At 70.0% G+C, this 13,343-nt stretch carries 13 protein-coding genes and 1 pseudogene; 9 read left to right on the plus strand and 5 right to left on the minus strand.

The features are described from left to right. The first annotated feature begins 32 nt into the window (after positions 1–32). Positions 33–701: a histidine phosphatase family protein gene (locus ACFYYH_RS18505; RefSeq protein ID WP_388551841.1), complete on the plus strand. Its 669-nt coding sequence runs from the start codon at positions 33–35 to the stop codon at positions 699–701. Then, a complete protein-coding gene (locus tag ACFYYH_RS18510; RefSeq protein ID WP_388551843.1) occupies positions 694–1,407 on the plus strand; it encodes an HAD-IA family hydrolase in 714 nt (237 codons plus the stop codon). Before ACFYYH_RS18505 ends, ACFYYH_RS18510 begins: the two co-directional genes overlap by 8 nt. Here the strand turns inward: ACFYYH_RS18510 and ACFYYH_RS18515 are convergent. Beyond that, complete coding sequence (locus ACFYYH_RS18515; protein ID WP_388551845.1) at positions 1,360–1,827, minus strand: MarR family winged helix-turn-helix transcriptional regulator; 468 nt, start codon at positions 1,825–1,827, stop codon at positions 1,360–1,362. The genes ACFYYH_RS18510 and ACFYYH_RS18515 overlap by 48 nt on opposite strands. 173 nt (positions 1,828–2,000) lie before the next feature. Here ACFYYH_RS18515 and ACFYYH_RS18520 point away from each other — a divergent pair, with 173 nt between their 5' ends. The 6 genes and pseudogenes from ACFYYH_RS18520 (at position 2,001) to ACFYYH_RS18545 (ending at position 7,757) form a co-directional block, all read left to right on the plus strand. Beyond that, entirely contained in the window at positions 2,001–3,005 is a 1,005-nt protein-coding gene (locus tag ACFYYH_RS18520) for an LLM class oxidoreductase (RefSeq protein ID WP_388551847.1), read from the plus strand. Between the two features lie 94 nt (positions 3,006–3,099). After that, a complete protein-coding gene (locus ACFYYH_RS18525) occupies positions 3,100–3,498 on the plus strand; it encodes a MarR family winged helix-turn-helix transcriptional regulator (protein WP_388551849.1) in 399 nt (132 codons plus the stop codon). Positions 3,499–3,623: 125 nt separating this feature from the next. Next, positions 3,624–4,814, plus strand: a complete 1,191-nt coding sequence (locus tag ACFYYH_RS18530) for an MFS transporter (RefSeq protein WP_388551851.1) — start codon at positions 3,624–3,626, stop codon at positions 4,812–4,814. Positions 4,815–5,132: 318 nt separating this feature from the next. Next, positions 5,133–5,615: pseudogene (locus ACFYYH_RS18535) on the plus strand (sigma factor-like helix-turn-helix DNA-binding protein); the annotation flags it as partial. A 1,019-nt stretch (positions 5,616–6,634) separates the two neighbouring features. Next, positions 6,635–6,850, plus strand: coding sequence for a hypothetical protein (locus tag ACFYYH_RS18540; RefSeq protein ID WP_388551853.1), 216 nt, complete (start codon positions 6,635–6,637; stop codon positions 6,848–6,850). Between the two features lie 487 nt (positions 6,851–7,337). Then, entirely contained in the window at positions 7,338–7,757 is a 420-nt protein-coding gene (locus tag ACFYYH_RS18545) for a hypothetical protein (RefSeq protein ID WP_388551855.1), read from the plus strand. A 246-nt stretch (positions 7,758–8,003) separates the two neighbouring features. On the opposite strand, the gene ACFYYH_RS18550 is transcribed toward ACFYYH_RS18545, so the two are convergent. From ACFYYH_RS18550 to ACFYYH_RS18565, 4 genes are all read right to left on the minus strand, one after another. Further along, positions 8,004–8,672: a CHRD domain-containing protein gene (locus tag ACFYYH_RS18550; RefSeq protein ID WP_388552219.1), complete on the minus strand. Its 669-nt coding sequence runs from the start codon at positions 8,670–8,672 to the stop codon at positions 8,004–8,006. Between the two features lie 285 nt (positions 8,673–8,957). Then, positions 8,958–9,089, minus strand: coding sequence for an LPFR motif small protein (locus ACFYYH_RS18555; protein ID WP_388551857.1), 132 nt, complete (start codon positions 9,087–9,089; stop codon positions 8,958–8,960). Positions 9,090–9,495: 406 nt separating this feature from the next. After that, a complete protein-coding gene (locus ACFYYH_RS18560; protein WP_388551859.1) occupies positions 9,496–10,527 on the minus strand; it encodes a CU044_5270 family protein in 1,032 nt (343 codons plus the stop codon). Next, positions 10,524–11,171, minus strand: coding sequence for an RNA polymerase sigma factor (locus ACFYYH_RS18565; RefSeq protein WP_388551860.1), 648 nt, complete (start codon positions 11,169–11,171; stop codon positions 10,524–10,526). Before ACFYYH_RS18565 ends, ACFYYH_RS18560 begins: the two co-directional genes overlap by 4 nt. Before the next feature lie 384 nt (positions 11,172–11,555). On the opposite strand from ACFYYH_RS18565, the gene ACFYYH_RS18570 reads away from it, so the two are divergent. Next, the gene (locus ACFYYH_RS18570) at positions 11,556–12,185 is read left to right on the plus strand and encodes a hypothetical protein (RefSeq protein WP_388551862.1); all 630 of its coding nucleotides are present in this window, start codon (positions 11,556–11,558) and stop codon (positions 12,183–12,185) included. The last annotated feature ends 1,158 nt before the right edge of the window (positions 12,186–13,343 follow it).

A 13,343-nucleotide genomic window follows, 5' to 3' on the forward strand; every position in this document is an offset into this window, starting at 1 on the left:
CCCCTGCCACCGAGGGAGGATGGAGTCTCGCAATGCGCGTCTTGCTGGTCCGGCACGGTGAGAACCCTGCCAACGTCCACCACATCCTGTCCTTTCGCAAGGCCGACTTCAGACTGACCGCACGAGGACGCGAACAGGCCGTCCGCTTGCGGAGCGTACTGGCTCTGGGACCGGAGACCCGGTACTGGGCGTCACCGCTGCGCCGCGCCCGGCACACCGCCGGGCTGCTCGCACCGTACGGAACGGCGATCGAGATCATGGAGGAGCTGCGCGAACTCGACGTCGGCCTCCTCGACGGCTCGGGCAAGGCCGTCGACCGGCAGACCTACTACCAGGTCATCGAAGCGTGGCGATCCGGCCGGGCCCAGACGCGATTCCCTGGCGGGGAGGATCTGTTCGACGCCACGGCCCGGCTGCGGTTCGCCCTGCGGCACATCGTGTCGAGCACCTCCGAAGCCACGGCGGTCGTGGTCGGGCACGGTGGTCTGTTCACCGAAGGGCTGCTCCAACTGCTCGATCCCGCCGGCCGGAGCGCCTTCCAGGCCGCCTGGGAGCCCCGGTGGCTCAACTGCGAGGCGGCGGAGTTCTCGGCCGGGTGCGACGACGCCGGCGAGGTGAACCTGACCTGGCGCGGATGGCTGGGGAGAACGCACGACACAACGGCTACGCCTACCCAAGATCAGGAGCAGCGGTATGAGTGATGTCGGTTCTGTCGAGGCCGTGTCCTCGGCTCGTGCAGTGCTCTTCGACCTCGACGGTGTCCTGGTGGACTCGTCCCCGGTCATCGACCGGGTGTGGCGGGTCTGGGCGGAACGCCACGGCGTGCCGTGGGACGTGGTTGTCCCGCTCCTGCCGGGACGACGGGCCAGTGAGACCGTGGCGCTGCTCGCCCCCCAGCTGGACGCGGTCGCCGAAGGAGCCGAGCTGGAGCGTGTTCAGGCGGCCGATCTCGCCGGTATCCGTGCCTGTCCGGGGGCCGTTGAACTGACCGAGGAGCTGTCGGCCCGGACGCCCGCACTGCCCTGGGCCATCGTGACCTCCGGAAGCCGTGGGACGGCGACTTCCAGACTGCGGGCCATGGGATTCCGGATTCCCGCCGTTCTGGTCACGGCCGACGATGTGGCCCAGGGCAAGCCCGCCCCCGAGGGGTATCTGAGTGCGGCGGAGCAACTGGGCGTCCCTCCCCGCGACTGCCTCGTGGTCGAGGACGCCGCGGTCGGGGTGAGCGCCGCTCGGGCGGCGGGCGCGCGCGTGGCCGGAATCGCCGGAGCCGGGCTGGGCGGGGCTGAGGAGTCGGTCGATCTCGTCATCGGCAGCCCCGCCGATCTGCTGGGCGTGGTGGGGCTGCGAGGAGGACGGTCACTCCTGCCGCAGGGTCCCCCGAAGGGTCTGGGTGAGGGCCGGTGAGTCTTCCCCGTCGGCGTCCTCGAGGACTTCTTTGAGGACGCGCTCGTACGTCGGCCGGGCGGCCTCCACCTTCGCCCGGCCGAGCTCGGTGATCTGTGTGTAGACGCCGCGGCGGTCGTTCGGGCACACGTAGCGCTCGGTCAGTCCCGACTTCTCCAGCCGGCCGACCAGGCGGCTGACGGAACTCTGATTGAGCGGAATGGCGTCGGCCAGGAACTGCTGGCGCAGATGACCGCCGTCGTCCGAGTAGGCCAGCGAAGCCAGAGCGGTGTACTCCGAGAGGGAGAGGCCGTGCTCCGCCTGGAGCGCCCGGTTGGCAGCCTCGTCCACACGCCCCTGGAGAATCCGCAGCAACTGCCAGTGCCGCTCCAGGGGGGTCGGGAGTTCGATTCGCGGACTCACTGTGGTGACAAGAGGCATGACTACTCTCCTTCACCGCGCCAAAACGCACGCTAGGACGACGGTACCAATCTACCATGCAGCCGCATCACTTGCTGTTGCATCTCCTGCGCCGACATCTTATGCTTATGCATACGTTTGCCGCGCCCCGGGACCCGGCGCCACTCCGTCCACCCACGAACACCGAGGCACGCATGGGAAGTCACGCATCCGGCGATTCCGCCCTCGCCCGCATCGCACCAGAGCCGGGAAGTCTCACGCTCGGCGTCGAGTTCCCCCTGGACAACGACTGGTCGCCGGCAGGACGTGCACAAGCCGCGGCCCGTGGGCGCCCCTACGGGGTGCCCGACCTGACGCATCACCATGAGCTGGCCCAAGCGGCCGACCGACTCGGATTCTCCGCGCTGTGGTTACGCGACGTTCCGCTGTGGGATCCCGCCTTCGGGGACGCGGGCCAGGTCTTCGACCCCTTCCCGTACCTGGGGTATCTCGCGGCGGCGACCGAGCGGATCCAACTGGGGACCGCGGCCGTCGCCCTGCCCCTCCGCCATCCGTTGCATGTGGCGAAAATGGCCGCCACCATCGACCGCCTCAGCCACGGCCGGCTGATCCTCGGCATCGCCTCCGGTGACCGGCCGGTCGAGTACCCCTTGCTCGGGCTGGACTTCGCCCGCCGGGGCGAGGCGGTACGCGAAAGCGTCGAGAGCATGCGCGCGGCCTGGGCCGAAGCCGCCGAACCCGATCCAGCCGGCAGCCGGGGCCTTCGCGTCCTTCCCGCGCCCGTCCAGTCCGACATCCCCCTGGTCATGGCGGGACACGGACAGCAGTCGGTGCAGTGGCTCGCCGAGAACCTGGGCGGCCACTTCACCTATCACCGGCCGGCGAGCCTGATGCGGACTGTCGCCGAGGAGTGGAAGCAGGCGTGCGGCGGGGCGCACCGGCCCCTGCTCACCACCATGCTGGTCGATCTCGCCGACGACCGTGGAGCCGCGGTCCGGCCGATCCGGTTCGGTGCCCGCCTGGGCCGCGACGCCCTGATCGACTACCTGGACGGTCTGCGCACCGCCGGAGTCGGGCACGTGGCGCTCAACTTCCGGCCGAGCGCCCGGCCGGTGTCCGAGGTGCTCCAGGAGATCGCCGAACACGTCCTGCCGCACTTCACCGCGCGGGTCTCGGGCCCCGTCGCGCCCGCGCGGTAGGGCCGTCCGTCGAACCGCACCCGGTACACGTTCCCGTCCTCTTGGACCGGCTACCAGCTCGGAGTCCCCTGTGTCCACTCCATCCGAACCAGCGATGATCCAGACCTGGAACGCGTTGCGTACCGTATGCCGTCGCGTCGAGAGCGATGTGACCAAGGTGCTCCGCGCCCATGAGCTGTCCATCGCCGAGTACGAGACCTTGCACACGCTCAACACACGAGCCACCCACGCGGTCCGGATCTGTGAGCTGGTCAGCATCACCCGGCTCAGCCAGAGCACGGTCACCCGCCTGGTCTCGGGACTGGAGCAACGGGGTCTGGTCACCCGCAGGCTGAGCCGGTCGGACCGGCGCGGCATCGTGGCCGAACTCAGCGAACTCGGCCAAGTCACCCTCAACCGGGTCCAACCGGCCTGGGAGGAGGTGGTCACCGCCGCGCTCGGCGAGATTGCCGGCGATCCCGAGTTCGCCCATCTGGTGAAGCGGGCCGGCTGAGACGGACCGCACACGTCCTCGGCGGTCCCAGGCGCGCCCCCCGCGAGAACAGTTTCGGCCGCGCCCGCCCGCCGTCCACGTTCACGCCCACCCGCCATCCACGTTCGAAGGAATCACGTTTCCCCATGCCACTCGCTCTCGTCGCGCTGGTGATCAGCGCATTCGGTATCGGAACAACCGAGTTTGTGGTGTCCGGCCTGCTTCCGGAAATCGCCAACGACATGCACGTCACTCTCTCCACGGCAGGCCTGCTGATCTCCGGCTACGCGATGGGCGTGGTGATCGGCGGGCCGGTCGTGACCGCCTTAGGCATCCGCATGCCTCGCAAGGCCATGCTGATCCTGCTGATCGTGCTGTTCATCACGGGCAACCTGCTCGCCGCGGTCGCCCCCGACTACTGGCTCCTGATGATCGGCCGCGTCCTCGCCGCGATCTGCCACGGCGCGTTCTTCGGGATCGGCTCGGTCGTCGCCGCCGACCTGGTGGACGAGTCGAAGCGGTCCCACGCCATCTCCCTGGTCTTCACCGGCCTGACCGTCGCCAATGTGGTGGGCTCCCCGCTGGGCACCTTCGTCGGCCAGAATCTGGGATGGCGCTCCACGTTCCTCATGATCACCGGCCTCGGGCTGATCAGCCTGATCGGCATCATCGCGCTGGTGCCGCAACAGCCCGTCCAGGAGGGCGCCAGCGTACGGCAGGAGCTGAAGGTGCTCGCCCTGCCCCAGGTGTGGCTGGCGGTCGGCATCGCCGCGTGCAGCATCGGCGCCCTGTTCGCCGCCTACACCTACATCGCCCCCCTGCTGACCGAGATCACCGGATTCTCCTCGGGCGCGCTCACGCCCCTGCTGATGCTGTTCGGAACCGGACTGGTGATCGGCAATCTGCTGGGCGGCCGGTTCGCCGACCGCGCCCAGATCACCACCCTGCTGGCCTTCCTCGGACTGCTGACGGTGGTACTGGTCGTCTTCACCTTCACCGCGCACGCCAAGATCCCGGCCGCGATCACCCTGATGTTCCTGGGCGGCGCGGGCTTCGGCACCGTCCCCGCCTTCATGACCCGCGCCATCGACAAGGCCCAGGGCGCCCCCACCCTCGGCTCTGCCATCGCCGCCTCCGGAGCCAACCTCGGCATCTCCGTCGGCGCCTACCTCGGCGGACGGACCATCGACGCCGGTTACGGTTACACCTCGCCGATCTGGGTCGGCGTCGGCATGGCCGCACTCGGCCTGGCCATCACCGCCCTGTCCGCCGCGCTCGACCGCCGCGACAAGACCACGACGGTGGGAGCGCTCGAACCCGCAGCGCACTCGGGCTGACCCCTCGCCGAGATCGTTTCGTCCGCGAGTGAGCGGGGCTGCCGCGGCTGCCTCGCTCACCGTGGTGCGGGCCGTGTGTCCGCCCGGTCGCGGCATCCAGATCCTTCATCACCTCATCCTCATCACCACCCCGCGAAACGGGCGGCACCGCGGGTTGCGAAGCCCGGCCGGTCACTGCATCGTCATCGGCCCCCTGATTCCTCGTCGCTCGGCGGCCCTTCCACGGACACCCATCCGTGAGACAGTCCCCCGGCCCCACCGCGATCAGTGGGGCGTGGCGGCCAGTGCGAGCCGGGGCGGCGACAGGGGGAACCACGCATGAGACAGGTCCGTGCCGACGAGAACGCCAAGTCCGCGACGGCGCGTGCCGAGCATCTGTACCGGTTCGCCTGTCTGCTCACCGCAGGCGACACACATCTCGCGCGGGACCTGGTGCGGGAGGCCCCCGGGCGGCTGTACACACGGAGGGGGCACGTGTCGCGGGCCGGCAGTCCGGCCGGGTACGAGCAGACCGTCCTCACCCGCGCCTTCCTCACCCGTCAGCGACGCCGCGGCAGTACCGAACGGGCGGCCGGCGTACCGCCGGACGTACCGCGCCCCGCCGACGGTGACACACCCTTGGTGCGGGCGCTCGGACGACTGCCCGCCGAGGACCGGGCCGTGGTCGTCCTGCACCACTGGGAGGGCCGGTCCATGGAGGAGACCGCCGACGCCATGAACGCCGACCCGGCAGCCGTACGTACCCGCTGCGCGCGGGCTCTTGGCCAGCTACGGGAAATGCTCGGGGAAGAACTCGACGAGCGTGACGATGCCGACGAGGACGCGTTCGAAGGACGGCTCGGCCGCGCCCTGCGTGCCGCCGGCGCGCGCTTCGACGCCGACCGGCCCGCGCTCGTCTCCGCGGGGACGGCCCGCGGGCGGCTGCTGCCGCGGCGGCGGGCCGCCGTGGTGTCCGCGATCGGGCTCATCGCGGCAGGCGGCGCACTGCTCCTGCCCCGGGGCAGCGCTCCGCAGCAGCCCACCGCGGCGCCGGTCCCCACTCCTGTCTCCGGGGCCTACATGATCCGCACGTTCGAAGGCCTGCTGCCCGAGGGCGAGATCACCGATCGGCTCGGACGCGGGTTCGGCGAAGGGTTTGATCTGTCCGCGCACGTCGTCCATGACGACGGCAGGGGACCGGCGGCCATCAGCGTCGGCGTCATCGCCTGGCTCGAGCCGGGCATTCAGGCCGAGATGACCATCGGGTGTCCGTCCGAGGACCAGGTCGACAGCTGCGTCGTCACCCGGCTGCCCGACGGCTCGCGGGTGCAGCTGCTCAAGGGGTACGTGCGTCCCGACCGGCGCGGGGACACCAAGGAGTGGACGGCCTCCCTGCTCACCCCGAGGAGCCAGTACATCAGGGTCAGCGAGTTGAACTCCGTCGCCAACCATGGTTCACCGGTCAGTCGGGCCGAGCCCCCGCTGTCCGGTGAGGAGTTGAAGCAGTTGGTCACGGCCGAGGTGTGGCGGCGAGTTGCAGAGACTCTTTCCGAGGACCGGAAGTAATGACCGCCCATGGTCGAGCGGCGCAGGCGTCCCCGGCCGACCGTGGAGAGGGTCCTGGACACCCTTGTGCCGCTCCTGCCCGACGCGACAACGGTCGCCAAGCGCCAGGGGCCGGGGGCCAAGAACGTGCCACCGCCCGGCTTCGGCCAGATGTGCGGGACACGCGGGGACGCGGACACCGTATCCGGCCATCGACGGCCGAACAGCTTGCCCGCCTTGTTCGCCCGTGCGAGGTTGCCGTCAGGTAAGAGACCGGACCAAAGGGGGAGAATCGTATGCGTACCAGGATCTGGGCCGTGGGCGTCGCGCTGGGAGCCGTCATGCTCGCCGGCGGTGCCATCGCGGCACCCGCGTCGGCCGCCGCTACCGCACCTGTCCTCGTGGGTTACTACGACACTCTCGAAGAGTGCTTCGAGGTGGGCCAGACACAGGTCGGCGAGCACGCGTGCGTCCGCACCGGCGCCAGGTGGGCGCTGTACGTCTACGTGTAACCGACAGGAGTCCGTCGCGGCCCCGTGCACCTCGTACGGTCGGGCTGCTTGACGCGGATCGTGTCCTGTGGGGGCAAGGTGCCATGTGGCTGGTAGGTGTTGACGGTGCGGTTGACGCCGCCGCCCTGTCAGCCCTGCGCCGCGTCGCGTTGAACGGCACTGAGCAGCCGGGGATTCGAGTCACCGCTCCGGCAGTGGACCAGACCACATCCCCTGCCAGGGTATGTGGGCGCGCGGCCGGGCGCCGTTGGGGTCGTGGACCCGTGGTGGCTTCGGCAGGACGCCGCGTCGGCGGAGGTGGATTTCCCGGGAACCGCGGCCCTTGTTTCCCGGGAAACCGCGGCCCTTGTCCGCGATCACGCTACGAAGACGGGGTAGGCGTTATGTCGTCGGCCTCTCGCGCACCCTGAAGCACCTGCGCGAGAGCATGCTCACCGTCCGAGGAACCGCAGGAAAGCTCCAGGGCGGACACGAAAGGAACCGTTGTATGAGCGAGCACGCCCAGGGTGAGACAGCCGGTGCGCCCGGCGGCCAGGAGGTCGATGCCCACCTGGAGATCCTGCTGCGGCTGGTGGCGTCGCAGCCGGAAGCGAGCATGGCGATCTGCCTGACGATGCCCGGTGGCATCGTCGCCGGTCATCTGGTCAGTCCCGTGGCCTGGGCGGACCGCTGGGAGAAGGTGGTGTCCGAGGCGACGGCCCGGCAGGAGCGGTCCGAGCTGATGGCCCAGTTGCCTCATACTGTCCAGGACACCTTGCGGCAGATGGGGGGCGAACCGGACGGGCGGCAGTCCTTCATCCATCTGGTGGACGTCACCTTCATGTCCGTCCCGGCAGCACCCACCACTCCGGTGTGGCGCGGACGAGTCAGCGACATCTCCGGCTGGTCGCTGGGCGCCCCGTCCTGACCTCCCGCCCACGCCCAGTCGCCTACCGGCCATCGCCGCGTAGGTGATACCGGTGCGCCGACGCCGGGCTCTCAGCCACAGCGCCGGCGCCCCGGATCGCCACTGCCGGGCGGTCGCGGCGACGACATTCTCATGCCGTCCCGTGTGCGTCAGCCGGTTTCAGGAGACCGCTGCGCGACGGACCCGCGATGAGCTGACGGAGCGACAAGCCACCTACAGAAATTGCGGCTTGGCGGGTGTGGTGGGTTACTTGGCGCCCTTCACGACGGAGTTGAGGGTCTCCTCGGTGATGGCGTCGGGGACGTGGACGCTGGAGGGGAGCTTGTAGGCCTGGCCGCGGACGGCGCCGCCGGGGAACTGGCCGGTGTGGATGTTGAAGTACCAGTTCTGGGGGTTGGCCTTGATGCCCTCCAGCAAGTCGTGGTCGTCAACGGTGACCGTGCCGTAGGCGAACTTCCTGCCGTCGTCCAGCTTCTCCGTGAAGAACGGGATCTTCACGTCGCCGTTCACGCCCTCAACGCCCTTGTGGAGGTGGGCGAGCGTCGGTGTCTCGGTCCCGGTGAAGGTGAACGCGTAGGAGACCTGATCGCCCTGGATCCGCATGAGGGCGAGCGCGTGTCCGTCCTTGTCACCCACGGCCGGCCCACCCTCGACCGGCACCTCATTGGCACCGTTGAGGACGGACCCGAAGAAGGCCGCGTCCGCCTTGTTCTTGTCCCACTGACCGGCCCCCTGCACGGTGCCGCCCCCGCCACCGTGCTCCGTACCGGCCGACGCGTGCCCGCCGGCGGCCGGGCCACTGGCCGCGGCACTCGCGCCGGCGCCGGTCGGCGTGTCCTCGCCGTTGCAGGCGGTCAGCAGGAACGCACCGGCGACGGCGGACACGACGATGATCCCAAAACGCTGGCTCTTCATGGCAGTCACGGCCTCTCAGGTTGTGCGACCGCGGCTCTTGCGCGATCCGTCACCCGTAACACGGACGGCCCTCACGGCCCTGCTCACCCGATGACACGCCTGAGACATCCCTGAGACGACCCGCGATCACTCGGAACGGGATCTTGACACAGAACCCGCGCCGAGCCGACCGACGCCCCGAGAGGGCACCTCCATGACCAGCACCGCCAGCCGCACGCCTCACCCGGCTCCGCCGCCCGTTTTCGTGGAATGACGGGCGGCGGGCGCCCCATCCCGCCCCGTGCGTCAGGCGCGGCGGCCGTGTGCGGTGTCCGAGGCGCCGCCGAAGAGGCGGGCGACGGCCCGGAAGGGCAGCGTGACCACGGTGGCGACGGCGCCCGCGATCTTCCGAAGGACATCGGCGATGGCGTTCAGCATGAGAGGCCTTCCTTGTCTGGCCGGTCGCGCCCGGGACGGCGGAGTTCCGCCGTCCCCGCGCGGGGACACTTTTTCGCCTACCCCTGTCCCGCGCCTCCATCCGTCACGGATGGGCTGGTGCCGAAGCCGGTCGTCGGCGGGCTGGAGGGTCGGACCGTGAGCCCACCCGGCGCCCTGGACCTCGGCCACATGGTCCCGCTCGCGGAGGCATGGGACACCAGGGGCGTGCGTATCCCCGCGGGTGTGGGGAGCAGGCGCGGGGAGCAGGTGCGGGAAGCAGGTGCGGGGAGCAGGTGCGGGAAGCAGGTGCGGGGAGCAGGCTCGGTGACCTGCGACTTCATAAGCTGATGAAGACCGACGGATGCCACCGGACGGCGCACTGGCCCGGCCGGGGGGAGTCCGCGGTTCAGCTTGCGTGGCCCGAGGTCTGTCCGGGCTCATCGGTGACGGTGCGGCTCAGGACAGCGGCGTCATCGATGACCTGGCCCTTCTTGGCCCACGCGGTGCTCTCGGTCATGACACTGCGTTCGCCGAGGAATCGCAGGGTGTTCTTGTCGAAGATCCATTCGGTGCGCTTACCGTCGTGAACGCGGGCGACGGCGACGCCGGCCCGGCCCGCGGCATCGACCGCCTGGTCAACGACTGTGACACCGGGGATTCTCGCCGCGCCCCGGTACAGGGCGGCACTGACCTTCGGCGGGGCGATCTGCTCACGCAGCAGGTCGCCGATGGTCAGAAACGCTTGCTGGTGGGGGCCGGATCCCATCCCCCTGGTCTCGTCATAGATCTTCTTCAACAGTCGGCCGGGGTCAGTGGGCAGGGATTCCAGGTAGCGGTAGGTGGGTGCGTTCAGGGACGGTGCCGTGTCCGTGCCCGCCCCCTTGGTGCCGAGCGAACTCTTCGTACCGTTCTCCCACAGGAGTCCGGGGCGGGAGCCGTCGGCGGAGAGCCAGATCTGCCGCGCGTGAGGCTTGTCGCTGAGTGTGGCGGCCGGGCCGGTCCCCCTGGTCGGGGCGACCGTGCTGACGATGTGGATGTACTGGTCGTCGCGGATCACGGGCGCCGGCTGGGAGGCGGCGGCGACCGCGATCCGGTCCAGCAGTACCGCGGCGGATGTGGCGTGGGTTGCGCCGGTGGACGGCCCTGAGGCCACCGTCGGGTCGGGGCCGGTGGCGGGGCGGTCGTCGCGTATGCCTCCGGTGGCCAGTACGACGGCCACGGCACCCGCGGCCAGCGGTACGGCCGCGAGTGCCAGGCGCCGGCGCCGGGGACGGGAGGCGGCCTCGTCGGTGGCGGGGTGCTGCCGGACTTCACGCATGAGGTGATCCTTCAGGAGCTGGTGGCGGCGTCCGGGCAGGTCACGGTCGGCCGGGCCCGGCAGCAGCCGGACCATCTCCTCGCGCTCGGCCGGGGTGGGCCTGGGCGGTTCGGGGCTCATCGGGTCTCCTCCTGAGGGGGCCGGACCGCAGGGCTGCGGTCACCTTCTGTCTGTCCGCGGCTCCGCCGCGAGTTCCCGGTGCTCGACGCGGCGGCCCCCAACTCGGCGTCGGTGCCCGCGAACTTGTGAAGCTTCTTGCGGGCGCGGGACAGCCGCGAACGCACTGTTCCTACGGGGATGCCCAGCGTTCGGGCCGCCGTGGCGTAGTCCAGACCGGACCAGACGCACAACGCGACCACCTCCCGCTCCGGGCGGCGCAGCCTGGACAGCGCCGCCCGGAACAGCGCGACCTGGGCCGCGTCGTCGATCCGGCCGACCAGTTCCTCGGCGAAGTCCGGGAACGCCTCTTCGCGCGGCAGGCGGCTGACGGCCGCCTCGTGCCGCCGGGCGGCGCGGCGGGTGTTCCTGGCGGTGTTGGTCGCGATCCCGAGCAGCCAGGGCCGCAGCGGCCCACCGTCCAGATCGACCGACGCGCGCAGCCGCCAGGCCTCAAGAAAGGTCAGGGACAGTATGTCTTCGGCCACCGACCAGTCCCCGGTCAGCCGGAAAGCGTGGTTGTACACCGCCGGGGCGTAATCGTCGAAGAGAGCCCCGAAGGCAGCCGGGTCTCCCGCCCGTATCCGGGCACGCACACTCATGTCCATACCTTCGACCTGTCCGACCGGCCCGAGGGAGTTCCCGAAAGGTGATGCGAGCCACGCGGGTCGCGTTGTGTTCAGCCAACAGCCGCCGTACCGAGGGACGTTCGTTGTCCGTCGTTCGCCTTTCGGCACAGGTCGTGGGCCCTTTCCCGGTTCTGTCCACGGCCGAGCACGCATCGCGTCGCAGGCAGAGGAAGGACGGCGCGCCCGTATCCCACCGGTCCCCCGGCCGGGGCGGGCCCTGTCCGCGCCTCCGGCACTCTGCCCGGTCGCTCTCGGCGGTGCTGATGGTGGCCGGGTCCGCCAGACCCGTCGCCGCCGCGGCGAAAGACACCAGGTGTGCTGCTCAGTGACCGTGTGTCAGAGCTGGGTGGTAGGTATGGGCCTGTGAATACTACTGAGTTGTTCCCGTCATCTGCCGATCACTCTGCCGAGACCGCGTTCGAACGCGGCTGCCGGGCCATGGAGTCGGGGGACCGGGAACGCGCACGCGATCTGTTCGAGGAGGCGGTTCGCGGTTCCGGCCCGCAGATGCTCTGGCGCGTGGCCGAGGCATGCCTGGAAACCGTCCACAGCGCATTCTGGATGCGTCGGGCCGTGGTCTCGGAGAGCGAGCCGGGCGGCATCACGGTTGACCCGGGCGCGCTGCGTATCCTGGGGGGCGAGGACGGCGACGCGTATCAACAGCACTGGGAGATCGCCGTCACGTCGGACGACCCTGCCCGTGCGGTCACGGCGCTCACCGCCGCGAGACACCGCCTGACGCGCGTGCTCGAGGACGGCCGTGAACTCTCGCCGGAGGAGGCCGAGGACGTCATGGCCGACACCGACCTCTACAGCCCCAACTACGCCGCCGTCGACGACACGGTCCCCCGCGTGTGGATGGACTGCAAGGGCGGAATGTTTCCGCACATGGCCCGCACCGCGCTGCGCATCGTGGCAGACGAACTACGCAAGGCCGGGATACGGCAAGCACACCTGTTCACCCGTCCCGTATCGCCCACTTCAGACAGCTAGGGCCCCTCGTTTGGATCTTGCCGGGCGCATGTGCCCCGGCACCGCGCCTCGCGACGTTGACGGCGGAGGAGGGAGCCGACGCTCCACGGCACAGGACCCCGGTCCCTGACCCAGCCAGGTCCAAACGAGAGACCCTAGCCGGACCCCCTTGCCCAACGAGCCCATCCACAGAAGCTGGGCCAGAACCCGAGTCTCGACAGCAGTTGTTCATCGTCTCGTGAAGCACCCGAACCGGGGTGAGGCCAGTGTTCACGAGAGCGGACGGCGCTTACGCTTTGACGCGGGGACCGGTCGGCACACGAGCGGTCAGGGTGCGGCGCCAGCGGGTGGGGATGGCCGGATGCATGGGGTGGATGAGGCACTTGAGCAGGCTGGTGCGGATGAGGTCGTGGTACGGGAGTGGCTGCGGGGACTGACGTGCAATCCGGCCTTGCCTGGAACGGTGCTTGAGCGGCTCCTGGAGTTCGAGGAGTTGCCGGCCGATCGACTGTGGTTCACCTGGCGCCGGCTTGATGAGGAGGCGACTGCGATCGCGGTGGCGTCGTCGCGGATGCAGTACCGGCTGGACGTCGCGGAGAACCCGACCGCGGATGTCGATGTGCTGGCACGGCTCGCGTACGACGTGGAGCCCCGGGTCCGGTTCGTGTACGCCGTCCTGCTCTCCGAGTTCAAGCGGCCGAGCCCGCCAGAGGCGCTGGCGGCACTGGCCGGGGATACGGATCCGAAGGTCCGGCGGATGATCACCAGTGCTCCGGGGTTACCCGCCGCCGTTCAGCGCCGGCTTGTCGAGGACGAGGACCCTGATGTCCGGTCCGGGGTGCTGAGGCGGGAGTTGTGGGAACGGCTCCCGGAGCCGGTACGGGAGCGGCTGCTCGACGATCCCTCCCCGCAGGTGCGCGAGAAGATCGCCGAGCTGCTCCGGACACGGGAGGAGCCGGAGGTGCTGACGGCCCAGGCGCGGGTGGTCCACGCGGAGACATATGTCCGGCGCGACGCCGCCGGTGACCCTGAGGTCCCGCTCGCGCTGGCGCTGCGTCTGGCCGAGGACCCTGAGAACGAGGTCCGGCTCGCCCTGTCGATGCGGGAGGATCTGACCGAAGAGCAGCGCGCCTCGATCCCGTACCTGGTGCCGGAGTGGTGTCCCCGGCCGAGCTGGGT

It is taken from the genome of Streptomyces sp. NPDC002018, assembly GCF_042890865.1.
GTDB lineage: Bacteria > Actinomycetota > Actinomycetes > Streptomycetales > Streptomycetaceae > Streptomyces.